This is a genomic window from Hymenobacter sp. BT188, assembly GCF_014333585.1.
Lineage (GTDB): Bacteria > Bacteroidota > Bacteroidia > Cytophagales > Hymenobacteraceae > Hymenobacter.
The window spans coordinates 568170-593857 of the sequence record NZ_JACSCW010000001.1; the positions used below are offsets into that span (position 1 = coordinate 568170).

A 25688-nucleotide genomic window follows, 5' to 3' on the forward strand; every position below is an offset into this window, starting at 1 on the left:
AACTCCGTTATGGGTGGGAATATAATACTCCGCCTTTCATCACCAGCTTTACCTGTCGCAACGCCGTTACATCGCGGGTGGGGTCGCCGGCTACGGCTACTAAATCGGCAAGCAAGCCGGGACGGACGCTGCCACGGTCGGCGAGATGAAAAATGCGGGCATTTCCGCTGGTAGCGGCGCGCAATACGTCAAGCGGCTGCATACCGTGATCCTGCACTAGCTGTTCCATTTCGCGCACATTGTCGCCGTGCGTGAATACGCCTACATCACCGCCTATCACCAAATCGACGCCGGCTTTGCGGGCGGCTTGCATACTGGTGCGTTTTTGCTGAACTCGCTCGGGTAGGGGCACAGTGCCTCTGCGCCAACCCTGATATTGGGAAATGGCGTCGCCGGCGGCCACGGTAGGGCAGAGAGCTACACCACGCTGCTTCATTAGCTTGAATATTTCCGGCGTGCCATTGTCGCCGTGTTCTATAGTTTCGACGCCGGCGAGTGTGGCCCGCCGCATACCTTCCGGCGTGCTAGCGTGGGCTACGACTGGGCGGCTCGCGGCTCGCGCGGTTTGCACAATCAGGTTCAACTCATCCTGCGAAAACGTTGGCCGGGAAGGCTCGCCCTGACCCCAGCGGTAGTCGGCGTAGACTTTAATAATATCGGCACCCCTGCCAATCTGCTCCCGCACGGCTCGCACAATACCTTCTACGCCATCAGCTTCCTGCGCACCTTGGGGGGCATTTACGTCTACGGAAAGCTTGGGCCCGTAGCTGCCAGTGGCCACCAGCGCCAGCGTAGCCACCAGTAGGCGCGGTCCAGGTATAATACCTTGGTTAATAGCTTGTTTTAAGCCAACATCAGCGTAACCTGCTCCCTCGCTGCCGAGGTCTCTGGCAGTAGTGAAACCGGCTAGCAGTGTTTTCTGGGCGTGGGCAGTGGCGCGAGCTACCCTCAGCGCGTGCGATTCCAGCAGCACTTGGTCATTCCAACTCGTCTCGTTGTAGGGGTGAAGCAGCATGTGTGAATGCCCCTCAATAAGGCCCGGCAGCAGCGTAAGCCCCGGCAGCTCCAGCGTACGCGCCCCAGTTGGTGCTGTCACCTGGCCGGCCGGCCCAGCCGCCGTAATCTTGTCGCCGGTTACTACGACTACCCAGCCAGAATGCAGACTCTCCCCATCGAAAACCGCCGCTGGACGAAGTAGCGTAGTAACAACTGGCGCAACAGAAGAAGCTTGAGCCAAAAGCGCAACAGGCTGTCCCGACAAAAAGGCAGATAGCAATAAACCTAAACAACTAAACGAAGCACGATTCATACAGAGGAGAGAAAGCTGACACAAAGCCAATAGCTGGAACCAGCTTGACAAGTAAGCTGTGGCTATCAGCCGAAAGTAAGCCCAATTAGCTTAGAATAGGCGCATTTTGTAAAAAGACTGGGTCAACACTCTACGTCTTTACTTAGCCTTCTTCAATCGTTTAGCTTTCTTCTTGCGCTTGCTCTCAGATGGTGCGGCAACTGGCCCGCTTACGAGCGTCATTTCGTCGACTAAGTGTTTGGCTCCGGCGCACTTATCGACCACAAACAACATGTAGCGCACGTCGAGGGTAATGTTGCGCACGCGGTCGGGGTCAAACATGATGTCGCTCATGGTGCCTTCCCAGTTACGGTCGAAGTTGACACCGATCAGCTCGCCCCGACCATTAATAACTGGTGAGCCAGAATTGCCCCCCGTCGTGTGATTCGTGGCAATAAAGGCCACGGGCACCGTACCGTTCACGGCATAAGGCCCATAATCTTTCTTCTGATATAAATCGGTGAGGCGGGCCGGAACTTGAAAATCCGGATTGGCAGAGTCAGCTTTGGCCATTAGCCCATCCAGGGTAGTATAATAGGCGTAGCGCACGCCGTCAGCGGGTTCATAGCCAGCTACTTGCCCATAAGCCACCCGTAAGGTAGAGTTGGCATCAGGGTAGAATTTGCGGTCGGTCTGCATCTGGCGCAAACCGGCCAGATAGGTGCGGGCCAGTACGGCTACGTTATCGGTGGCAATAGTAAAAGGCGGCAAAATATTCGCCCGATAGTTCGTAACAATGGCATTTACCAACTGATAAGCCGGATCATTGAGCAAAGCACGAGCGTTTCCCTGAGCTACTTCATCAAGTACAGCGTACGCATCGGCTTGGGTAGTAAGGCGCGATTTTGAATACAGCGAAGAGACATAGGTAGCCCAGCCTGTGGGGCCGGGATATTGCTTGCGCAGTGTCTTTACATAGTCGGGGAGGAAAGCCGCGGGAGTGCCGTCGGCATAGAGAGCAAGTAGGGCCGCCGCTACTTTTTGGTCAGTCGGTTTGTTGTAGTTCTTAAAGAAGCCGACGGCGCCTTTCTTTAGCTTTTCTACCGCGGCTGCGAGGTCGGCGGGGGGCGTTTTGGCAGCGGCCATGTCGCCTAAAGCGGTAAGGCTATTGGCATAGAGCAACAGTTCCACGCCCAAGACAGCTTCGGTTACGTAGTCGCGGGCTACGGTTAGGTCGCGCAGACTGGCGTAATTTTTCTCGAATTCAGGAAGTAAAGCTCCGTAGGTGGCTTTGCGGGCAGCATCGCCGGAATTGACCCACTGCGTGAAACGGGCTTCCTGCTCGCGCTTGCGGGCAACGGCATCCAGCTTTTTAAGGCCCCGATTTTCACCTATCCATTTCTTCCAATAATTAGCCAGACTCGCATATTTGGCCGCATACTGGATGCGCACTTTATCCGAGGCCTTCATATCCTGATCCAGAAGGCGAAGCTTGGCGTCGCGCACTTTGATTTTGGCGGGGTTGGAGAGCGAATACAACTCGTCGACGCCCCACGAGGTCAGGTATTCGTTGGTCCTGCCGGGAAAGCCGAAAACCAGGGTAAAGTCGCCGGGCTTAACGCCATTCAGGGAAATGGGCAGATGATGACGTGGCTTAAATGGTTTGTTGTCAGAAGAATAAGTGGCAGGCTTATTATCAGGGCCGGCGTAGATACGAAACAAAGAAAAGTCGCCGGTGTGGCGGGGCCACATCCAATTATCCGTGTCGCCGCCAAACTTGCCGATGGTGGAAGGCGGAGCGCCTACTAAGCGCACATCTTGAAAAACCTCCGTGACAAACATATAATACTCGTTCCCATTAAAGAACGGGCGTACAAATGCTTGGTAATGCGTGCCTTGCACGGCGGCCTGCGCCACGCGCTGCCCGTTCTGCTGCACCAGCCGCTCGCGCTCAGCCTCCGCGATATCCGTGGTAGGCACGCCAGCCAATACCTGACCGGTTACATCTTCCATGCGCACGATAAACGTAGCCGTCAGGCCCGGATTGGGCAATTCCTGGTCGCGGCTCATGGCCCAGTAGCCGTTGGTGAGGTAGTCTTTCTCGACGGAGGAATGGCTTTGAATCTGGCTGTAGCCGCAGTGATGGTTGGTGAGCAACAGGCCCTGGTCGGAGATAATCTCTCCCGTGCAGCCACCACCAAACTGCACTACGGCGTCCTTCAGGCTGCCCTGATTTACGCTATAAATCTGCTCCGCCGTAAGCTGAAGGCCTTTTTTCTGCATATCCGCCTCATTTAGCTGTTTGAGCAGCAATGGCAGCCACATGCCTTCATCGGCACGGGCGGCGGGCAGAAAGAAGAACAGTGTGAACACCAGCAGAACCAGGCGAATTGCGAATAGGCGTGTAGACATCGGAATTAAATGGCGAAAAGAGTAATGTAAGCCCGGTTTAAGCGCTTCTCGGCTATTTAAGTCTCGAAGTTTTTCTCACAAAATAGTTGAGAAGTACTTCGTGCGCATGAAGCAGCCCTCCGCTCACCGTCCTGTATTACGGCGCGCGGAGGGCTGCTTTTACTGTAAAATGCTAAGAGTGACCTAGTTCAGCTACGGCCGGCTGCGACTTATCAGAAATGGCTGGGGTGGAAGGAGGAGCGATAACGCCATTATTTGGCGCCGCCGATTTGCTTTCCCAGGCCTGAAAACGAGCAATCTCGCCCTGAAATTTGCTGATAAACCAGCTAATCAGACTTAGATCATCCAGAAAACCGACTACGGGAATAAAATCGGGCACCAGGTCGATGGGCGACAACACATACAGGAGAACGGCAAGGCCGGAGATGATGGTCGTCGTCTCAATTTGACGGTACGAACCACTGACAAAAGCGCCTATCAAGCGAATCAGCGTGCGCGCCATATCAATGATCTGTTGTATGGGGCCTTTTTTACTGTCTTTTGCGTCGAGCTTGGAAGCTACTTCGCGCAGGATGAGAGCAACGCGAAACGGCCTCCCCAGCAATTTGCTGGCCCGGCCAAGGAATACGTTGAAAAGTGCGTTTTTCGAAATAGCGAGGCCTTTTTCGTACAGTGAGGACATGAGCAATATGTTAAGTAAGAGGTTGGTAAAATGGGTACGGTTGAGAACGGGCTGGCGTTGTAGGAGTCTTGTCTGATAGATGATTTTTGAGCGGAAGTTGATGCATTCAATAGGATGGTACGATCAGCATGGAGCATTACACCCGTCTGGGGGGCTTTTTTTGAGGGTGGCTTAGATCAAAACAGGGCTCCACCTTCTGTACTTTAAAAAAAGCCCCCCAGGCAGTACCCATAGAACAAAGAAGGTCCCACTTCTTAAGTGGGACCTTCTTTGTTCGGTTATAACCTGTCAGACGTTCATCTATTGCTTCACAAACCGCTTTACATAGGTTTGACTCGGACTGGTAATACGTAGAATATACACGCCCTCACTGAGGCTAGATAGCTTCTGGTTTAGCTGTTGATTTACCTGCTCCAACGAGCCCGCAGCCTGTGCTACGGCCCGTCCATCGGCACTCATTACCTGCATGCGCACCTGCTGCCCGGCGGAAGCTGGCAAGCGCAGTTGCACCTTGCTGGTAGTCGGATTAGGATAAACATCCAGTTGAGCATTAGCCTTCTGTGCACTGCTGCTGGATGTTACGTAGCCAAAAGCGAAGCGCGTCAATACAGGATAATGGTCGGAAGTAGTGTTGGCGTAGTTGGGGATAAGGGCCGCCAGATCGGTGCGGAGCTGTGCCGTAGAAGGCAGGTAAAAAGCATTCAGCTCGCTCGATACCACAACGTGGTCGATAACGTCGCCAAAATCTACGGTTGAGCGCTGGCCTGTCTGGCTCAGAGGTAAGGTAAGCGCTACATAGTTAGCTACATCAGTGGTAAAGGCGCTAAACGATGTAGCAGTGGTGTTCACGCCAGAAGCTACGGTTTGGTCAAGGTCATCGTTGAAGTCGCCCAGAATAATAACGTTGCCGGTACTGAAGCGAGAGTCTAGTTCAGCTTTCAGTGCATCAGCCCCCAATTTCCGCCGGTCATACGCCTCCTGAGCATCAGCTACAGAGGTGTTTTCGTTGGCTTTGGCGTGAATAAGCACAAAGTTTATACGCTGCGTCTGCCCATTGATGGCTACATCGGCCTCCATTAAATATGGGAAGCGCCCCGAAGACCAAGCGTTGTATTGGGGACATGTAGTGGCATTATCAGGGCAGCGCAATAGACCAGAGAACGTAGGGTTGCTCACGACACTCGTGCGATACACAAAAACTAGCTTCTGAGCCGAAGCATAGTCGGGGTCGTTGTTGTCGGGCGCATTCGAGCCGAATTCTGCCACCTTATACTTATAGTTGCCGGGCAACTGGCGCACAACTGCCCCTAAGCGGGCCGTATCCACTACTTCCGTCAGCCCATACACATCAGCATTTAGGTTTGTCAGAATAGTCTGTACATTGGCCTGCTGTAAGTCATCGTTGGTGGGAGCCTGAGCCGTAGAGCCGAACCACTCAATATTCCAGTTGGCTACGTCCAGCGTATTATCAGGCGCATATGTGTTGCCTGCCACGGCTACAGTTACATTAGAAGCTCCTGTGGTGCTGGCCGTTAAGGTAGAAGTATAGGAGCGAGCAGCCAGAGTAGGCGTGAAGCGCACCGTTAGGGTAGTGGAAATAAAGTTGGCCTCCTCTACGGTGTAAGTCAGTGAATTAGAGAAGGCAGTAGTGCCGTTCTTTGAAAGCTGAAAGGCTGGATCAGAGGATGTTATGGTAACGGGGCCAGTGAGGTTGCGAAAGGTGGCAGTCAGCGTTTGCTGGGCCGAGGCGTTGATAGCCTGATAGCCGAAAGCTATACTGGCGGGGTTGAGTAACAAAACCGGCGCTGCGGGCGCATTGGCGTTTTGCAGGCGCAAATCATCCAACGTCCAACGGGCGGCGCCCAACTCCGGTCCACTTGTGTAAACAAAGGCTATGTAAACATTGGGCGCTTTAAAGCGAGTGAGGTCGATATCAGGCGTTAGCGTCCAGACATCGGAACCGCTGCCGGGGAAGTCAGCATTCAGGTCGGTCCAGGTTACGCCGGCAGCGGTTGGGCTGCCCGTACCCGAGTAGTTGGTCGAAACCCGCAACCGCAGCGCCGCACCCGAGAAAGCCACCCGGCTCCAGAAGGAGAAAATCGGGAATTGGAAGGCGCTCAAATCAAAGGCTGGCGAAATCAACCAGTCCTCATTAGGTACACTAGCACCCGAAGCAAATCCGTTGATCTGCAATCCATTAGGAGCAGAAGCGCGATTGGTTGGGTCGTTGCCCGCGCGGCCAAAGGTGGTGCAGCCCCAGGTTTGTGGGCCCGTTACGCTGAAGGCCGTCCAGGTATCGAAGCTGGTAGAGCCGCTGGGGCATACATTAAACGAAAACAGGTTGTTATTCGGATCGATGCCCGTACCAGAAACGGATACATTCTTGGCCTCCGCCCCGGTGCTAGTATGCGTGATGGCACCGCTTGTAGCGCCGCCGGTGGTGGGAGTAAAGCGCACATACAGCGTTTGGGCCGTGGCCAACTCAGCCGGTGTGAAGGTGAGGGTAGAAGTGAAGGAGCTGCTGGGAGCGTTGCTTTTAGATAAAGCAAAACCGGTTGGAGCTGTGGCCGTTACGTCGGCCGTCAGGCTGCTGCCGGTGATGGTATAGGACTTGAGTGCTGAACTGGTATTGATAGCTTGGCGGTCGAAGGCAAGACTGGCTGGGGTCACGCTCAGCAAAGGAGCAGGAGCGCCCGCGTTGAACGACAAAGAAAAGTCGTCAATGGCCATTCCATCATCGGCCCCGGCGGCATTGAAATCGGTCCAGCGAATCCAGAAAGTGGAGTTTGGAGCGATATTCAGGTTGCTGATCGTGGCAGTGAGCGTAGCCGTATGAATAGGCGTAGCGACCCCGCCGCCAATAACAGTTGCGCTGGGTGGATTACTGTAGTCAAGCTCATTTACATCTAGCCAACCCTCGGTTGTGGTAAGCGAAGTGGCGGAGGTACTGTATTGAAAATCAAGTCTGTCGGAGCGGCTAGTGCCGCCAACGCGCCAGGTTTCGCCTTGGTAAGTCAGGGTAAGACTGGTGATAGTCGTGCTGGTATTATTGGTGAAGGAAGCGCCCAACGTAGGTGTCACGCTGCCGCTAAGTAAGCCCCCCAGTGCCCGGTCCGTCGATCCATCGGCTCCGTAGCTGTAGGTGTTGCCGCTATTTAGAGCACCATTGTTGGCGGTGTATGTGGTATTAGCGGCCGTTCCCACCTCCACGAAATCCCAGCCAGTAGGCAGCGTAGACTTTTCGTTTGTGCCAGTGGCAGGCAGCAAGTCAAAGTTTTGCGTGTACGGGCTAGTAGTGAGGGGCGCCTGTGCCCATGCGCCAGCCCCCGGCGCGAGTAGAAGCAGGCAGCAAAGCAGCCGAAAAAGTAAAGTCTGTTTCATGAGACAGGAGTTTGGTGACGAATAGATTTATCTACGTTCTTGTATTAGGAATAGATATTATTTTAATACTACCAATTTCTAAGGATATATCGCTCTAAACATCTTTCGGCATTCTTACGACTGACAATTCCTGGATGCCCGAAAACGAAAAAAGCCCCTCATGGGGCTTTTTTTAAGCTAAAAATGTATAAATGAGATGCGTGCAGACTATTCAAACAGGCACACTGTACCACCTACCCAATCTTTATTCTTATTAAAATCGACCCCAATCATTTCGCCGCGGCTTAGGCGGCCTAGATTAGTAAGTAAGAGTGGCCGCGGCGCATGCTCCGGCCAGCCATACAGCATCCTGATTTCGCATTTCACCAGCCCATCCGTTGATTGCACTACTGGCTCGTATTGCACCTTGCGCTGGAGCAGGTAGTTGTGCTTGTCGGTGATGGCATCCAGATCGGCAGCGGTTATATGCAGACGCACGCCGCTACCGGCGAAGGAAAACAGCGGTTTAAGCACATAATTCTCCAGATCAGCAGGGTAAGTCGTTAAGGTATGGAGGTAGTGGCTTTCGGGCACAAAAGGGCTGTGCAGCAAGGGCATAGTGTACTTGCTGATGCGGAAAAACCAGTTGGGATGCCCTACCCATGTTACATCCACGTCGTCAGTAAGCTGAAATTCCGTCTTTAGATCGGGGTGCTGGTCTAGCTCATCGAAAATCAAGCGGTTATAAATGCGCTTAATCGGGACCTGTCGCCCATCTTTCTCATAAAATAAGTGACGCCCTTGCTTGCGGACTTTCGTTAAGCACACCACCTCAATTCCTATGGCCCGGCGCGTCAGCTCAAAGTCGAGGCGGGTTTTCTGCTTCTCCGGAAATAGCTCCAGCAAGATTACCTGCTCCGGATTTTCATCAGCTACAATAAGCTCGCGCAAATGCTCGATATAAGCGGCACTGCCGCCCGGCTGAAAGACGTGTGACACGGAATCGGGTACCGGAAAATGCTCCCTGAATACCCGCGGCAGGTAGTCCTGAAATGCGTACAACGACGGGAAACCTTGCAACTCAATTAGCTGCGGTTCCAACTCACCTTGCGCATTTCGGCACACAGCAAAGTCAATTGCCAGGAAAGAAGTGTGCTCGTTTTCGTTGGGTACGCGCTGTCGGGGCGGCACAGCCTGCTCGGTAAGCGCCTTAAAGTTGGGGGCCGTGAGTACGTCAATAATGCTTTCGCCGGCGCTGATCAGTTTATCTCGCAGGGCGGCGGGCACGAAGATGGGCGTTTCGGCAATACGGAAATCCGGCAGGCCAGGCAACTCACGCTCAATAGCTTCGAGCATTTCCTGGTAACGCGACACGCTAAAGGCTTGGTTGTACGCTTGGCGGATTTCGGGAATCATAGCGAGATGGATAGAAGCGGAGTGGAGAGTAAGGGTTTGGCAAGTGTACGCAAAATAAAGAACGTCAGACTCCACCTGTGTGGCGCCTGACGTTCTTTCTGCTAAATGCCGGTGTCGACGGTAGCTATACTGGCTGTAAAGTAGCTTCCGGCGTCGTCAACGCAGTAATAGACTCCCGTAGAAATGTAGGCACGACGACTGATTCGGTTAATTCAATTGTGCCGGGGTCCTGAAGCAGGCGCACCATGTCGTTGTATTTGTCTTCGCCATGCTCCTGTACAATCTGCTGACGTTTGGCATCGGTCAGGAAATACCGCAGCATACCTTCACCATCGGCCTCCGGATGAAACTGAGTACCAACGATTTCGGGCGTAAAGCGGATAGCCATAATGGCCCGCTCCAACGGTACGTGAGGGCGCTCTTTCTCTAAGCACAATACCTTGATACCTAAGTCAGCCATGTGGTCAGCATCAGGCTCGACTACCTGATAATCGCGCGAATCGACGGCGTAGAATGGGGCAGGCAGAGATGCAAACAAGGGATCGGCTTGCCCGGCATCGGTTTTGGTGATGGGGAAAATCCCAAACGACGTTGACTTGCGCTTGCTCAAGGTGCCAACGCCTAAGTGCCGACTCACCAACTGGAAAGAGTGACAGATAAGCAACATGTGTTTTTTGCGCACATGGATGCTATTCCAAGCAAAAATACTGTCGATAAGTGCAAAATAAGGCTGCTCCCAGGCTTCATCGGAAGGAAGCGGGCTGCCGGGACCACCCGAAGAGATGTAAATATCATAGTCCAACGTCGGCAACTCACCATTGGCCCGAACGTTAAAAATGTCGAAATATAAGGCCGCACCATCAGACTGAGCCTGACGGATTAACCGCAAAATACAACGCATGCCTTCATTAGGCCGGTTGTCGTACATATCTAAAATGGCAATCTTCAAAAACTTCATGCAACGGTGCTAACTACAGGTAATCAGCCAATTATTGAAAAAAAGTAGACCTCAGCAGTTGCCCAATGGGTCTGTGAGGTCTACACTCATTGGCAAGATACAACGTAGTTGCCTATCAGGACGTTTTTATCCAATTATCATTTCAAAATCAAAGACCATAACTGGTCTCAGCAACAATAAAGTCTACTACCTGCTTGAGGTCACCGGTTTGGCGGAATACGGCTAGCTGACGGTCGGCGCCGGTGCCCATTTCCAGCATCTTCAATACATACTCTACCTCGTGGCGGCTGCCTAGCTCATCTACTACATCGTCTACAAAGTCAAGTAGTTCCAGGATGAGGGTACGGGTAGGAATCTCTTCCTGCTTGCCAAAATCAATCATCTTGCCGGCAATGCCATAGCGGGCGGCCCGCCACTTGTTCTCGTTAATGAGAGCTTTACGGTACTGCCGGAAGCTGAGGTTGCTGATCCTCAGCTTGTAAATTTTGGCTACCAACGCCTGCATCACGGCTGCCAGCGCGATGGCCTCATCGGCGCGCAGCATCATATCGCACACGCGGTATTCAATCGTGTTGAAGAAAGGATGGAGGCGCAAATCCCACCATATTTTCTTGCCATTATCAATACAGCCCGTCTTTACCAGCAAAGCGATATACTCGTCATACTCGCTGGCGCTGGCAAAGTGTTCGGGGATACCCGTACGCGGAAAGCGCTCAAATACTTTGGTTCTGAATGACTTATAGCCCGTTTCGCGACCTTCCCAAAAAGGTGAGTTGGTAGACAAGGCGAAGATGTGCGGCAGGAAATACCGCAACGAGTTCATCATGTACACGCCTAGCTCGCGAGTTTCGAGGCCCACGTGCACGTGCATGCCAAATACGAGGTTGGAGCGAGCAGCATCCTGCAATTCCTCCACAATCTTGTCGTAGCGTACGTCAGCGGTAATTGGCTGATCCTGCCAGCGCGAAAACGGGTGCGTGCCCGCGGCGGCAATCTTCAATCCTACCTTGTCGGCCAGCTCAATCACCTGCTGGCGTAGATGAATCACCTGATGACGGGCTTCCTCAATATTCTGGCAAATAGTAGTGCCAACCTCCACCACTGACTGGTGCATTTCGGCCTTCACCTGCTCCTGCAGAATCATTTGGCCACCCTCCACAATCTGAGACATGTGAGAGCGCAAATCCCGGGTTTCCGGATCAATCGTTTGAAATTCTTCCTCTATTCCGAGCGTAAAAACAGGCTTAGCCATAACGTTACTTACTTATCAATGGGAAGAGATGCCGCGAAAAGCGCTGAGGGGCTTTTTTCGAATATAATTCGCAAAAAAAGCCCCCCAGATACTATTCCTGAGCCTTTTTAGCTTTAGGGGTCGTTGCTTTGGGAGCGGCTGCTTTTTTAGGAGCGGCCGCTGCCTTCTTTGGCGCAGCTGCTTTCGTAGCGGCGGGCTTTTTAGCAGCTACAGCTTTGCCCGCTGTAATCGAATCTTGGAAGCCGTTCTGGGCCGAGCGTTGCACAAAAGTGCCCCAAGTCAGGTTGTCGCGGCCGGGCTGGTAGGCGCGGGCCTTCTCGATGGCGAGGTTGGCGGCAGCTTCCACTACCCACTCAAAATTCTGCTGGCCTACGGAGTTTACATCGGCGTCGGGAGCGGGGTTGCCAAAGTCGATGGCAATTGGAATACCATCGCGCACGGCAAATTCTACGGTGTTGAAATCGTAGCCCAAGCCTTTATTGAGGCGCAAAACGTAATCCTTAATAGTAGCTAGAAGCTTTTCGCCAGCGGGGCCGGTGGTTTTCATCTGGGTAGCATAGCGCTGATGAAACTCATTGCGGGGCTCGTAAGGCATAATAAGTACCTCTTTGCCACCGATGCAGTAGCAACGGAAATAATCGTCGAACTCAATGGCTTCCTGCAATAGCATCACTAGCTGGCCGGTTTCGGCGTAGGCGCGGAAAAACTCTTCGGGGTTGTGGAGCTTGTACACACTTTTCCAGCCGCCGCCGGAGTGAGGCTTCATGAAAGCTGGAAAGCCGATCTTTTCGAAAGCCATGTCCCAATCCATCATGCGCAGATTGCGGAACGACCGTTCGCTGGTGTCGTCGGGGCGCTCTTTGGAGGGCAGGAGCAGGGTGCGCGGTACGGGCACGCCAAGCTGCACCGCTAAGGCATTATTGAAAAACTTCTCGTCGGCGCTCCACCAGAAGGGGTTGTTGATGACGGCAGTACCAGTCAGGGCCGCGTTTTTGAGATAGGCCCGATAAAAAGGCACGTCCTGGGAAATGCGGTCGATGATAACGGCGTAGTCGGTGGGCACGTTCTGCTCGACTTGGTCGATGGAGACAAACTCAGCGGTGAATTCGCCGCCGGCTTTCTCATTTACCCGATCGACAAAAGCCTGGGGAAACGTGTTTTCCTGGCCGAATAGAATTCCGATTTTTTTCATGGTGTAGAGGTTAAAATCTGAGGGAGTGTTCAATATGAAAGGGCGTCAGGCAGAGTGCTTGACGCGGTGAAAAGGCTTGGGGAGCAATTTTACATCAAGGAAAGGTAGTGCGGAAACATTTCGCGCCAGATGGGCCAGTCGTGGCTGCCATTGGGCCGAATGTCGAGCCAGTGCCGAATGCCCTTATTGTGCAGGATGCCGGACATTTCCTCGTTGCCGGGGCGGCAGAAATCATGCTCAGCAGTGCCCAACACGATATTCATCTGATGGAAATGCTCATTCTGGGCATCGGGCATGTACTGCGGCGGGTTGTTGTAGTACACATCCTCGTCGTAATGTCCATCGAGGAACCGCCGCATGTCGAAGGCGGCGCCCATCGTAAATAAGTAGGCTACCTGCTCGGGGTGCCGAAAGGCGAAGTTGAGGGCATGGAAGCCGCCAAAACTGCATCCGGCCACCCCAATTTTATGGACGTTGCACTCCTGCTGGAGCGCGGGCACGAATTCCTGACTGAGAAAACGGTCGTAGCGGTTGTGGTTTTGGACCCGCTCGGCAGGGTGCAGGTGCTTGGCGTACCAGCTATCGTGGTCGCGGCTGTCGAGGCAGAATAGCTTGATTTTGCCCGACTCAATAAACCAGCGTACCGATTCGACCAGCAGAAAATCTTTAGCCTCGTAAAAACGTCCGCCCGAGGTCGGGAAAATGACGATTGGGTACCCGTGAGTACCAAAAACCAGCATTTCGATGGCGTGGCCGAGATGATGGGAGTGAAAGGAGCGGTATTCTTCGTGCAAAATCGTAGAGACCTTAGAGGGAGAGGAGATAGGAGAAAAGTAATGAAATATTTCAATGCACCATGTAAGCTTCAGCTAAGAACTGGAAAAAGGTACCTTGCAAGCTGAATACAGCGTCCGCCGATTTAGCTTTCCTAATGAATCATTCTCTTTTTTCGCCTTCCCAAGCCGCCACCGTACAAGTAATACGCGACGAAGCGCTTAAGTCAGCTTCTTTAGAGCGTACGGTGCGGCTTGACGTGGTGTTGCCACCCGCCTTCGACCCTGCCAGCCACGGGCTCTATCCGGTGCTGTATATGAATGACGGCCAGGATTTGCGACGCCTACGCCTGAAAGCTACTCTCGACGCGCTCTACCAGCAGCAGGCGTTGCGCCCGTTTGTGCTCGTTGCCATCCATGCCGGCGAACGAATACACGAATACGGTGCCGCCGGTCGGCCCGATTATTTGGGCCGCGGCAATAAGGCCGAACTATACACCGATTTTGTGCTGGAAGAATTACTGCCTTATGTCCAGCAGAAATACCACGTGACCTCCGACCCCGACCAATCAGTTTTTGCGGGCTTTTCCCTGGGCGGACTCATGGCTTTCGATTTGGTATGGCGTAACCCGGATGCGTTTACGCGGGCGGGCGTTTTTTCCGGCTCCTTCTGGTGGCGGCGCAAAGCCTTTGAAGACGGCTACATCGATGCCGACCGTATTATGCATTCGCTCGTACGCTCGGGCCGGCCTCATCACAATCACCGCTTCTGGCTCCAAACCGGAACGCTGGACGAAACCAACGACCGTAACCATAACGGCATCATCGACTCCATTGAGGATACACTAGACCTGATGGCGGACCTAATTCGCCAGGGTATTCCTGATGAGAATATTCGCTACGTGGAAGTGGCCGGTGGTCGGCACAACCAGGAAACATGGGGCCGCATTATGCCAGACTTTCTGCGCTGGGCCTTCGGCAGAACGGCGCCCCAGCCTGCCGATGCTTGGCTGCCTGCTGGTGCTCTGCCCTCTAAGCGAAACTGGGGAAGCGCTCAGCGCTTAAACCGACAGCGGCGGCAAGCAGCCAAAATTGCCCCCCAGCTTGCTGAAGCAGCGGTGCCAGCGGAACCTGTGCTCATCAAGCAGCCCGTCAGCGGCGAATACCCAGCTTATTACGAGAACTATCTCCGGCACGTACCCGATAGTATTGATCCGGTGGAGCTTCTGGAAAAACAAGGCGTCCACGCTCTGGCCCTGCTGGGCTCACTGACGGATGAACAGGCGCTGCTGGCCTACGCCCCTGAGAAATGGACCATCAAGGAGATGATTCTGCATATTCTGGATTCGGAGCGCATTTTTGCCTACCGTGCCCTGTGCATCGCTCGCGGCGACCAGCAGTCGTTGCCGGGCTTCGATGAAAATGCCTACGCCCCAGCTTCGGAAGCCAACACCCGCCCGCTGGCCGATTTGCTGGCTGAGTACGCTGCCGTACGCGCGAGTACGGTAGCGTTGTACCGGTCATTTGCCCCCCACATCCTCGATAAAGTAGGTCTGGCTAACGACCATCCTATTAGTGTGCGGGCGCTGGTGCATGTGGTGCCAGGACATGAGGCACATCATTTAACAATTTTGCATGAACGGTATTTGCCGTTATTGTAGCTTTAGAGCGCACAACACAAGCGAAGCAGCCTGCGTTAATACTTCCACCTCTCACCTTCATCTGTTCTAGTCATGGCTAAAGCACAAGACGCCCGCAAAGAGAAAAAGAAAGAGCCGACCAAGTCGGCGAAAGAAAAGAAAGCCGCTAAAGACGAAAAGAAAAAGTCGCGCGAAAGCAGCAGCGAGCTATAAGCTGCTTACGCCTAAAAAAAGCCCCCCAAGTATTGTTTGGGGGGCTTTTTTGTTGTTTATCATTGCGATGTCTGGGCTGTTCGCTTTATGATTTATAACGTGTAATACACTTCCTTTTGCTTGTCGTGGTGGCGCAGATAGCCGTGCAGAACGAGCTTAATGAGGGTGCGGTAGGCCCGGCGCTCCCCAACATTGATGAGTTTTTGATATTGAGCCAGCGTGATGCGCGGATTGGCGCGCAGGTAATCGAGCACGGCTATCTCGTCCTTGTTCAGCGGGATTTTCTCAAATGTTGGTTCTTCGCGTTGCAGCACTTTTTCGGTGAGGCTGCTGGTTTGCACGCTCTGGTCGCGCACGCGCACGTAGCCGCGCCAATCGCCCGCGGCCACTTGGGCCCGGTGAGGTTTATGCGCGCTTTCCCGCACCGTCACGATGAGTACTGTACGGTCATCTTCCTCTACTTCTTTGAAAGTGAGTAGGATAGGAGGGTCTACGTAATGAGTGGCCGCGTCGCGCAGCACATGAATTTCCTCCGCCGCATCCCGCACACCCACAATCCGCCCATCATCGTCGACGCCGACCAGCACGTAGCCACCGCGCGTGTTGGCCAGGGAAGCCAGGGTGCGCGAAATGCGCGTGGGGTGAGTGGTCTTTTTTTTGAACTCTACCTGTTCTCCCTCACCCTCCCAAATCATTTCCTGCAGCGTAGGCATGGGCTATACCGTAGTTGTGAAAGAAAACTCTGATTTGAGCCTTCAGGTTGTGATAGAGGATAATGTGCCTTGTGCTCAATTAATTCTACTTATTCTATACCCGTTTCCTCCTGCGAGAGGCGCCAGAGGCGGGCGGCTTCGGGGCGGCTCTGGGAGCGGCCAGAGGCGCGGCTGGGTTTGCGGTTTTTGAAATACTTCCCGCTCACACCTTCAACTTCAGGCGAAGAAGCTAGGTAAATGCTGGTTTGGGCGCCTTTTTCGGGGCTGATCATAAACGGCCGGGCGGTCCACCACATGGCTTTCATCAGGGGAGAACTGCCCGTATGCACCAAGCCCGTGTCTACCATGCCGGGGTGCAAACAGTTAGCGGTTACTTTGGTCAGGTCGAGGCGGTGCGCTAACTCGCTTGTGAACATGATGTTGGCTAGCTTGGAATCGCAGTAAGCCGTGAACGAGCTGTATTTTTCGCGCGCATTGCGGGCCTCTGCCGAAGTCTCAATTTCACCCAGCCAGTGCGCTTCGGATGCTACAGTAAGTATACGCGCCTGCGGAGCCTCCAGCAGCTGCGGCAACAGCAGATTGGTAAGCGCAAACACGGCCAGATGGTTTGTGGCCCAGCTCAGCTCGTGGCCTTCTTCGGTAATGGTAAGCGGACCCGGAAATATGCCGGCGTTATTCACCAGAATATCAAGCTGATCGAAGCGGCGGCTCACTTCCGCAGCCAAGGTGCGCACGTTGGACAGCAACGACAGGTCGCAAAGCAGCAGATCGAGCTGAGCATCGGCCCCGATGGCTTCGCGGATGGCCGTGCGGGCTTGCTCGCCGCGCTCCGGGTTGCGGCACACCATTACTACGCGGGCGCCTCGCCGCGCCAGTTCGCGGGCCGTTATCAGCCCAATGCCGCCAGAAGCGCCGGTAATGAGGGCCGTTTTACCGCGCAGAGGAGAAAAAGTAGATTCAGAAGACGCGGTCATCAGGAAAAAGCAAAATCAGTAGTGGGGGGCAAAAATTGAAGTAACGTACGCTTTAGAAGGGCAGACGTTGAAAAACAGGCAGTGGTTCGGCAGTAAACGGCTTTTCAAGACTAAAAAGTGTCTTTGATAAGAAAGGCATGCGATAAGTAATGAAAGCGGAAGAGAACGTCATGCAGAGCACAGCGAAGCATCTCGCGTGTTTAATTGGGATTAGTAACCCCTCTACTGCGAACGAGATGCTTCGCTGCGCTCTGCCAACCCAAGATCATCAGCTGAAAACAAAATCTAAGTATAAAAGCCCCCCAGCTAGAAAAAACAATGCCGCCCTCGGTGGAAGGCGGCATTGAGAAGATTTCGCAAAGCAGAACGCTTAGAAAGGCAGATCGTTGTCGTCGTCGCCGGCGATAGGAGCGGCGGGCTGAGCGCGAAGGTTCGGGTTTTGGTTCTGAGCGGGGGCCGTAGCGCGGGGAGCCGCTTGCTGCTGATTGGCGTAGTTGCCGCCAGCAGCGGGAGCACCGCCCCCTGTACCAGCTTCGATGCGCCAAGCTTCTAGGTTGGTGAAGTACAGCATCTGGCCGTTTTTGTTGAAGCCGCGGCCACGCAGATTAAACGTCACTTTTACCTCGTCGCCGATTTTGAAAGGATCTATCAGGGCTGTCTTATCCTGCACCAATTGGAACTTGATATGCTCGGGGTACTGGCCCTCCTGGACTTCCAGCACGAACTCGCGCTTGCGGAATTTTTCACTCACCTGCTGTTCGTCGAAAATCTCGTGCAGGCGGCCGGTAGCGTCGTAAGCCATAAAAAAGGAATAGTTGAAATGATGAAAATGGGAAGTCAAACGTACGAAAAAAAACCCGTTTCGGTTAATAAAACGGGTCGAACTCCGGTCCGTTGGCTGCGTACCTGTAAGGACCAAAACTACCTCAAACTGGTTCCGAAAGCTAACCAGGGTTTGTCTCTATCTTGCGCTTTAGGGCGTATCCACCCATTTTTATTCGTATGAAATCCACCTTTGCACTGGCCGTTCACGGCGGGGCGGGCACCATCTCCCGCGACCAAATGACACCCGAAAAAGAGCAGGCCTATCACGCCGCGCTCCGGCAGGTGCTCGAAGCGGGCCACGATGTGCTGCGCCAGGGCGGAGCCGCCCTCGACGCGGTAGAAGCTGCGGTGCGCTTGCTCGAAGATTCGCCTTTGTTTAATGCTGGCCGTGGTGCCGTATTCACCCATGATGGACGCCACGAAATGGATGCCGCTATCATGGACGGGCGCGATCGAAGCGCCGGCGCCGTTGCGGGCGTGCGTAATCTGCAAAACCCAATTAGCGTTGCTCGTATGGTGATGGATAAGTCGGACCATGTGCTGCTGGCCTGGCCGGGGGCGGAGGAGTTTGCTCGCGAGCATAACTTACCCACCCAGCCCGATGAGTACTTTTTTACCCAGCATCGCCACGACCAGTTGCAGGAAGCGCTGGAGTCGGGAGGGATTCATCTGGACCACAGCGAATCGAAAAAAGCCCCCCCGAAGAAAATGGGAACCGTAGGTGCCGTTGCCCGCGACCAGCACGGCAATCTGGCCGCCGCTACCAGCACCGGCGGCATGACCAACAAGCGCTACTCCCGCATCGGCGACTCGCCCATTATCGGGGCCGGCACCTTCGCCGACAACCGAACCTGCGCTATTTCCTGCACTGGCTCGGGCGAATACTTTATGCGCGCCGTTGCTGCCTACGATGTAGCCTGCCTCATGGAATACCGCGGCCTGAGCTTAGCCGAAGCCTGCCGCATTGTAGTGCACGATAAACTGGAGCCCGTTGGCGGCGAAGGCGGATTGATAGCGGTAGATGGTGCCGGTAATCTGGCGCTACCCTTCAATTCAAGTGGCATGTACCGTGGTACCATCACTTCAGACAGCCCGATTTTCACCGCCATTTATGAGGATAAATAGAGCCACTTTAGATGCACTATATATATAAGGAGTAGTGCGCTGACCTCAAGCACCAAGCATTGTTAACGAAAAGGCCGCTCTTCCAAAGAAGAGCGGCCTTTTCGTTTTGAAAATAGAGAGGCTTCTACAACACCTGCGACTCAGGCTTGGGCGAAGCTACGGGGGGCAAAACTGCCTTACTTGGGTAGAACTTGCGCTCCTCTATATTATACACGTTGCCTTTAATGAGCACGTGCAGCACCATGTTCTCGATGGAAAGGGCCGCGCCTTTCTTCGCCAGGCTGGCGTTATTATGCTCTAGGTTGTGCCCATCCATAATCACGACCAGGTTGGAGCCGATGGTTTCAATCAGATTACCTTCCGTGATAAGTATACCGGTGTCCTCGCCCAAACCAATACCAATCAGCTTGGGATATAAGGCCACGCACTCAATGAGGCGGCCGAAGCGGCCACGCTTCACGAAGTGCGAGTCGATCATAACTTTTGGCATCAGACCCAGACCAGCTCCGATTTTGACAGCGCCTTTCATCAGGGCGTCGGGCACGCTGCCGCCCCGGATCATTACTTTTGACATCGCCATGGCCCCGGCGCTGGTACCAGCAATGATAAAGTTGGCGTGGTGGTGGTAGCGCTCCGTGAGAATACGCAGAAACTCAGTGTTGCCGAACATTTCCGTGAGCCGTGATTGATTGCCCCCACTAAACATGATAATGTCGGCTTCGCGCAGGCGGTCCAGGTGCTTTGGCCGGTCGGTGTCCTCGGGCACACGAATGTCGAAAACTCCCACATTGAGGCAGTTGAGCATAGCAAAGGACGCCACATAAATGCGTGCTACCTCTTCCGGAATCATGGAAGCTGTGGTGACAACCTCAATGCGCGGGTCGGCTTTCCCCGATTCGGTTACAATCCTTTTCAGAATACCCAACTCGAAGAAGTTGAGGTAATATTTCTTCTTGGTGCGGGGGTTGGGGTAAGTGCCTTTATCCTCATTGCCACCTATGGCAATTAGTTTACCGAGAGGTTTTAGATTTTCCAATACCAACATTCTATACTAGTTCAACACAAAAAACAACAGAGCAGTCAGCTCCAAATTCAAGCAAGCTTCGGGCCATGCATGGCCTAATGTAGCTCCCCTGGCAGAGTGAGTAACAGGCCCCCTAACAACTCAACAACTCAATCCTCTCACTTTTGGCCCTTTTTCTTCTTCAGATTTATGCCGGCCTACCCAATAGCGCATCAAAAGTACTGGTGGCTACGGCGTGATAGTTAGGACGGGCGCGGGCGTAGATAGCCTGGGCGCGGCCCTGCCCATCGGGGAGGGCCAATAGTGCTTTATACAGAGGAGTCAAAAACTTGCGCCGGCCCACGCGCAGCAAAAAACGCTGGGTAGCTTCCTCGGCCGGCAGATGCCCCGCTGCCAATGCAACGGGGAGCCAGGCCGCCAGAATTTCGGCATTGCCGGATTGGGTGAGCTGAAAGGCAGCATCTAGCTCCGCAATTTGCCCCCCAGATAAATCGGTGGACAAGCCTTGCACAAAATGAACCCACTCATGCGTACTCCACTCCGACACGACCAAGTCGGCGGCCGGGGTGCCACGTTCCCACTGGCGCCGCGCGGCATCAACGGCCGCGAAGCGCTCGGAGGTTATGGCCGGGGCTACGCTTGGAATGCCGGGCCCATTGATCCAGGCATCCAGCTGAAGCTTTTCTTCGAGGCCGGCCTCCCGATCCAATAGCTCACGGCGCAGGTAAGCCACGAAGGAAGCCGTGTCCATACTCTGAAAACTGTGCTGTGCGAAGTACTCCTTAATAAAGGCATCGAGGCGGGAACGACCTATCAGGCTCTCCAGCGTGAGGAGGAGGTAGTCGCCTTTTTCGTAAGCGATATCATTGAGCCCATCATCGGGGTCGCGGCCGGTAAGGTTGAGGTAGAGGTGGGTGTCGGGGCTTTGGGGGCCAATTTCCTCTATGGTATGGAGCAACGAATTATAACCCAACATCTGAAGCATAGCGGTGTAGGCGGGGCCATATAGCTTCTCCATAATCCGCCGCTCAAAATAGACCGTGAAGCCTTCATTTAGCCAGAAATCATTCCACGTTGCATTTGTAACCAGGTTGCCCGACCAGGAGTGCGCCAGTTCATGCGCTATTAAGCTGGTCAGACTACGGTCGCCGGTTATTACGGTAGGTGTTACAAATGTTAATCTTGGGTTTTCCATTCCACCAAAAGGAAAACTGGGGGGCAAAACCAACAAATCGTATTGTTCCCAGCGGTAGGGACCATACAATCCCTCGGCTGTCGCTACCATTTTTTCGAGGTCTCGAAACTCCGAGGCGGCGGCTGGCAAGCTTACGGGTTCGGCATAAACGCCAGTGCGGGCACTGATGGGAGTGTAGCTTAGGTCGCCCACGGCCAGCGCCATGAGGTATGCTGGAATGGGCTGCGTCATGCGAAAGTGGTACTCGCCCTGCGGATCTTTTGCCTGTGGATTCTCGGCGCTCATCAACGCCAGCAGATGGGCCGGCACTCGAACCCAGGCTTCGTAGGTGAAGCGCACGCCGGGCGAGTCCTGGCAGGGAAGCCAGGTGCGCGCCAGAATAGCCTGAGACTGGGTAAATAAAAATGGCTCCTCCCGGCCTGCGGTTTGTGTAGGAGATAGCCACTGCAAGGCAGCTGCTTCGGGTGAGGTCTGATACCGAATAGTGATGGCCGTAGTCGTCGGTGTAATGGCTATGCGCAGGGCCTGACCCAGCACTGCGTCAGGGGCTCCCAACTCGTAGGTGGTGGCCGCACCATCCGGGCCGTCGAGCAAGATCGACTCGATCTGAAGGTCGCGGGCATCCAGATAAATATCGGGGGCACCGCCCGGGTTACTAAACTGCCAGGTGGCCTGACCCGTGAGTGACTGCGCCGTGAAGTCAACGCTTAGGTCAAGAGCTAGGTGATGCACTCGTGCTTCGGCAGGGCGGGCGTAGCTGTGAGGATCGGGGGTAGAGAAAGCGCTAGAGGCGGAGGGAGTGGGCATCGGCAAAATCCAAAAAGTACGTTTTAATCTTTTCCTCAAAAAGGAGGGCGAGGAAAGTAAAGGTAGCCAAAACCCTCGCTGGCGAGCGGTAACGCAGTATACAATTGTGGAAGCAAAACGTGTATATTGCCAACCGAGGCGTATTCGTACCCCCGCGGAAACTTCGCGGGGCCGAATGCAGTAGAACGCCCAAGCTGCCACCAGGGACCTATCTTAGGTTCAGGTTTGTTGAGGAGGTTACTTGGTACTACTTGCGTTTTCTGTCGCTTCTTTATTTACATATGAAATCTCTCTTTCGCTTTTCTTTTCTTTCCACCTTCATGGTTTGGCTGCTGGGCCTTGCGGTGCTTGTCACGTCCTCATCATGCAGCCAGGATCAGAAGGATCAGATTAAAGATGCCCTCCCCGGTGCCCTCACCAAAGCAGGTGGCCCTCAGCCTAAGCTGGATAGCACCTACGTGATTCGACAGATGAGCGCCGAGCCCGCCTTCAAGGAGCACATCGAGTGGGGTAAAAAGTTTTATAAAGAGCGGGACTACCGCCTAGGCTGGTTCCGAAACCATGAGCTGGTGCCGCAGGCCAAAACGATGCTCGGGGTTCTTGAAAAAGCCGCCGACGAAGGCCTGGACCCTAAAGAATACAAAGTCAAGGACTTCGATAAGCTTTTTGCTAATCTGGAAGCGGCGCAATCGGATTCGACTAAGCGCAATGCCTTAGAAAAGGAAATTGACGTGGCATTGTCAAGCACGTATTTCAACTGGGCATCCGATTTTTATCGGGGAACGGTAAGTCCGCGCGAGGTTAAGAATATAGATTGGCGGGTAAAACGCAACAAGATTAAGCTGCACAAGGCCCTGATGACCATTCTTCAGGAGCGGGAAAGCACCTATCCTTACTACGAATTCGAGCCGCTTCACCCGGAGTATAATGCTTTGAAAAAAGCGTTGGCTGACTACCGGGCGTTGCAGCGCAATGGCGGCTGGCCAACTATTCCAGCCGGCACAAAGCTAAAGCCAGGGAGTTCATCGCCGGCCGTTGCGCAGTTGCGGCAGCGTCTGCTGGGGGGTAAATCTGAGCCTGAAGCGGCGCCTGTACAGCCCGTAAATAACAACGGCACCGCTGCTACACCAACTGCTAATACAAGTCCGGCCGCCGTCTATGAAGGCGAGTTGGTAGATGCCGTGAAGGCCTTTCAAACGCAAAATGGCCTCAAGCCCGACGGCGTAGTTGGAGGTGAAACGCTGCGTCTGCTCAATGTGCCGCTGGCTGATCGCATCGATCAGATCATGCTGAACATGGAAAGGTGGCGCTGGATTCCGAAGAGATTTGAACCAGATTACTTATTGGTTAATATTCCCGACTACAAGCTCCACGTAATTGAGGACAACAAGGAAGTGTTCAATATGCGGGTAATCGTGGGCAAGACTTTAAACGCTACACCGGTGTTCAGCGACAAGCTGGAATACGTAGTTTTGTCGCCTTACTGGAACGTGCCCATGAGCATCATCCAGAAAGAATTGGCCCCCAAATTGGCCAACGATCCTAGCTACCTGGACCACCTGGATATGGAAGTGGTAAAGGGCTACGGCGCCAAAGCGGTGCCCGTTGACCCCAGTTCTATTGACTGGACGAACGTAAACGAAAAGACATTTAAGTACACACTGCGTCGTCGTCCGGGTCCCAAAAACGACTTGGGTGAGGTCAAATTTATCTTCCCGAACTCCGACGATATTTACCTCCATGATACTCCCAATGACGAGCTGTTTAACCAAACCAAGCGCGGCTTTAGCCATGGTTGTGTACGGGTGGAGGAGCCCATTAAACTGGCCGAATACCTGCTCCGCAATAAGCCCGGCTGGGACCGGCAGACCATCTTGGACACTATCCAAGTTCGCAAAGAGAAGTACATAACGCTGAATGAAAAGCTGCCCGTGTATTTAGTTTACTTCACTGCGTGGGTAGATGAAGACGGCAGTGTGCATTTCCGCGACGACATTTATGGCCATGATAAGGTGCTAGCTCAACAGTATTTCAACTAAGGATTCCACATCCGGTCGGTAGCTCCTTCTTGTATACTAATTAGAATCCCAAGCCAAAATAGCCCCCCGCGACTTAGTGTTCGCGGGGGGCTATTTGCTGTTATTAATTTTAAGATTTGCTGTTCTCTATCCATCGCCAGCTAGTAATGAATCTGTGTGGTGAGTAGTAGGAGTAGATTACAGTATTCGTGCGTAACTCTAAATATGTTTGCAATTGACATTTGTAAATAGGTACGTTAGTGTTTACTGATGTTAACATACGTAACGCCATGAGCCTTGCATAGTTTATAAATGTAACTAGAAGTGTGATGTGTCCATGATTCCTATATACTCGTACATTTGTAAATCGTTAGTTCAGGATATATTATGGTTGAGCGCATCCGGCAAATTTTACAGACCCGACAGTTGAGCCCTACTCAATTTGCCGATGCACTAGGCTTGGCGCGTCCTATCATCAGCCATGTGCTTAGTGGGCGTAATAAGCCAAGCCTTGAGGTTGTTCAGAAAATAATCGCAGCCTTTCCAGACATATCACTGCCGTGGCTCCTGAGTGGGCAAGGCCCCATGCTGGCTTCCGCTGCTTCTCAACCCGCTACCCCGGTTCCAACTGCCCCAGAAAGCGCCGTAATACCAGCAAGTTCAGAGGCAACAGCTGCTAATCAGCGCCCTAAACGCACGGCAGCACGTGCCTTAGAAGCCACAGGACCTATTGCTACGGCCGCACCGCCTGTACAGGCGGCGGCAGCCGCGACTGCTCCACCGGCTCCAGTGTACACCCCTCCTGCGCCCGAAAGCCCAGAGGCGCCTCGGCCAGTTCCACCTGTCGTGGCCACTCAGCCTACACTTGCTCCATCAGTGGCTGTTGCTGCTTCGCAAAATGCCCCCCAGGCACCTACTGCCCCGGTGCCCGCTTCCCCCGATTTGTTGTCCGCTTTTGCGGAGCCAGGCAAAACGATTCGCCGCATCGTGATCTTTTATCATGATGGCACCTTTTCTGCATACCAGCCGGAAATGCCCAGTTAGGGTATTGCTGTTGCCTGCTCAAGGTACCCAAACTACTTACCCAAGGCCTGTCGTATATGTATCCGGAAGCGCGTGAATCAGGCGCTTTAGACACGTATATAGCCCTGCTTTTAGCTCTATAAGGCGCAAACATTTGAAATGCTGAATAAGCGGTATGCAGCCTTTTATACTACCCGAAGTACAATCTAGTAAAGCATGTTTTGGTAGGTTTTCTGCCCGTGCATAAAAGGTGATTTATCTATAGGATACGCCTGATAATGATGTCTGTAGCAATGAGGATAGTTATAGTTGAAAACAGCATTATGATATAGATATTATTTTACTAATATTATTCATATATAAGTCCGATAATCAGATGTTTATAGCGATTTGATAAAAGTAATAGTATCATTGTATGCGTGCTATTTTAGATGTTGTAAGTTTATTGTTTGATTGCAAAAGACAAGCTATAATTAATCGGTTGTCCTCATGGCTCTAATTTTAGAGAATTGCTAAGCCATTTGACATGGTTAATTCATGTTAAAAGTGAAAGTAACAGGAAGGTTGTTGGGCGCTAAAAGCTTTAGTACTAGTTCTTAAATCTGCTGCGACTTTGAAAGCATAGTGAAGCCACCTACCAGGCTTGCCCGTACGAATTTTTTAGTGGTCTTTGGATGGTTGCACTTTCGTCTTAGTTATCAAATGTTATCTGTTTAAAGCGCGTGGGCAAGTGCATTGTTACGTCACTTGATAGACGGAATTAGTCATAATAACTTATTGCGTTGCCAAAGCTGCTTT

At 53.2% G+C, this 25688-nt stretch carries 18 protein-coding genes; 4 read left to right on the forward strand and 14 right to left on the reverse strand.

The window, feature by feature from the left end; translation table 11 throughout:
* Positions 1 to 7: 7 nt before the first annotated feature.
* The 9 genes from H8B13_RS02245 to H8B13_RS02285 all read right to left on the reverse strand — a co-directional run bounded on the left by H8B13_RS02245 (position 8) and on the right by H8B13_RS02285 (position 13354).
* Positions 8 to 1309 (reverse strand): metal-dependent hydrolase family protein, encoded by a 1302-nt coding sequence (locus H8B13_RS02245; protein WP_187309193.1) that lies wholly within the window; start codon positions 1307 to 1309, stop codon positions 8 to 10.
* A gap of 138 nt (positions 1310 to 1447) precedes the next feature.
* Positions 1448 to 3700 (reverse strand): S46 family peptidase, encoded by a 2253-nt coding sequence (locus H8B13_RS02250; protein WP_187309194.1) that lies wholly within the window; start codon positions 3698 to 3700, stop codon positions 1448 to 1450.
* A 172-nt stretch (positions 3701 to 3872) separates the two neighbouring features.
* Positions 3873 to 4382, reverse strand: coding sequence for a DUF1232 domain-containing protein (locus H8B13_RS21660; RefSeq protein WP_187309195.1), 510 nt, complete (start codon positions 4380 to 4382; stop codon positions 3873 to 3875).
* Positions 4383 to 4682: 300 nt separating this feature from the next.
* Positions 4683 to 7763 (reverse strand): T9SS type A sorting domain-containing protein, encoded by a 3081-nt coding sequence (locus H8B13_RS02260; RefSeq protein WP_187309196.1) that lies wholly within the window; start codon positions 7761 to 7763, stop codon positions 4683 to 4685.
* 207 nt (positions 7764 to 7970) lie between these two features.
* On the reverse strand, positions 7971 to 9158 hold the full coding sequence (locus tag H8B13_RS02265) for a hypothetical protein (protein WP_187309197.1): 1188 nt from the start codon (positions 9156 to 9158) through the stop codon (positions 7971 to 7973).
* Positions 9159 to 9282: 124 nt separating this feature from the next.
* Positions 9283 to 10116, reverse strand: a complete 834-nt coding sequence (locus H8B13_RS02270) for a type 1 glutamine amidotransferase (RefSeq protein ID WP_187309198.1) — start codon at positions 10114 to 10116, stop codon at positions 9283 to 9285.
* A 148-nt stretch (positions 10117 to 10264) separates the two neighbouring features.
* The gene (locus H8B13_RS02275; protein WP_187309199.1) at positions 10265 to 11368 is read right to left on the reverse strand and encodes a carboxylate-amine ligase; all 1104 of its coding nucleotides are present in this window, start codon (positions 11366 to 11368) and stop codon (positions 10265 to 10267) included.
* Positions 11369 to 11459: 91 nt separating this feature from the next.
* On the reverse strand, positions 11460 to 12560 hold the full coding sequence (locus H8B13_RS02280; protein ID WP_187309200.1) for a RimK family alpha-L-glutamate ligase: 1101 nt from the start codon (positions 12558 to 12560) through the stop codon (positions 11460 to 11462).
* Positions 12561 to 12649: 89 nt separating this feature from the next.
* Entirely contained in the window at positions 12650 to 13354 is a 705-nt protein-coding gene (locus tag H8B13_RS02285) for an esterase family protein (protein WP_222841314.1), read from the reverse strand.
* A 137-nt stretch (positions 13355 to 13491) separates the two neighbouring features.
* Here H8B13_RS02285 and H8B13_RS21480 point away from each other — a divergent pair, with 137 nt between their 5' ends.
* Positions 13492 to 14994 (forward strand): alpha/beta hydrolase-fold protein, encoded by a 1503-nt coding sequence (locus H8B13_RS21480; RefSeq protein ID WP_315985097.1) that lies wholly within the window; start codon positions 13492 to 13494, stop codon positions 14992 to 14994.
* Between the two features lie 284 nt (positions 14995 to 15278).
* Here the strand turns inward: H8B13_RS21480 and H8B13_RS02295 are convergent, their stop codons facing one another.
* From H8B13_RS02295 to H8B13_RS02305, 3 genes are all read right to left on the reverse strand, one after another.
* On the reverse strand, positions 15279 to 15899 hold the full coding sequence (locus H8B13_RS02295; protein WP_187309201.1) for a helix-turn-helix domain-containing protein: 621 nt from the start codon (positions 15897 to 15899) through the stop codon (positions 15279 to 15281).
* 89 nt (positions 15900 to 15988) lie between these two features.
* Positions 15989 to 16873, reverse strand: coding sequence for an SDR family NAD(P)-dependent oxidoreductase (locus H8B13_RS02300; protein ID WP_187309202.1), 885 nt, complete (start codon positions 16871 to 16873; stop codon positions 15989 to 15991).
* A gap of 370 nt (positions 16874 to 17243) precedes the next feature.
* On the reverse strand, positions 17244 to 17675 hold the full coding sequence (locus H8B13_RS02305; protein WP_187309203.1) for a DUF3127 domain-containing protein: 432 nt from the start codon (positions 17673 to 17675) through the stop codon (positions 17244 to 17246).
* A 200-nt stretch (positions 17676 to 17875) separates the two neighbouring features.
* Between H8B13_RS02305 and H8B13_RS02310 the strand changes: the two genes are divergently transcribed.
* Positions 17876 to 18823: an isoaspartyl peptidase/L-asparaginase family protein gene (locus H8B13_RS02310; RefSeq protein ID WP_187309204.1), complete on the forward strand. Its 948-nt coding sequence runs from the start codon at positions 17876 to 17878 to the stop codon at positions 18821 to 18823.
* A gap of 124 nt (positions 18824 to 18947) precedes the next feature.
* Here H8B13_RS02310 and H8B13_RS02315 read toward each other — a convergent pair whose 3' ends face one another.
* A complete protein-coding gene (locus tag H8B13_RS02315) occupies positions 18948 to 19868 on the reverse strand; it encodes a cyanophycinase (protein WP_187309205.1) in 921 nt (306 codons plus the stop codon).
* 166 nt (positions 19869 to 20034) lie between these two features.
* Positions 20035 to 21849: a M1 family metallopeptidase gene (locus tag H8B13_RS02320; protein WP_187309206.1), complete on the reverse strand. Its 1815-nt coding sequence runs from the start codon at positions 21847 to 21849 to the stop codon at positions 20035 to 20037.
* A gap of 281 nt (positions 21850 to 22130) precedes the next feature.
* Here H8B13_RS02320 and H8B13_RS02325 point away from each other — a divergent pair, with 281 nt between their 5' ends.
* Positions 22131 to 23888 carry a murein L,D-transpeptidase gene (locus tag H8B13_RS02325; protein ID WP_187309207.1) on the forward strand — a complete coding sequence of 586 codons (1758 nt, stop codon included), beginning with the start codon at positions 22131 to 22133 and terminating at the stop codon, positions 23886 to 23888.
* A 366-nt stretch (positions 23889 to 24254) separates the two neighbouring features.
* Positions 24255 to 24911, forward strand: a complete 657-nt coding sequence (locus H8B13_RS02330; RefSeq protein WP_261990194.1) for a helix-turn-helix domain-containing protein — start codon at positions 24255 to 24257, stop codon at positions 24909 to 24911.
* Positions 24912 to 25688: the final 777 nt, after the last annotated feature.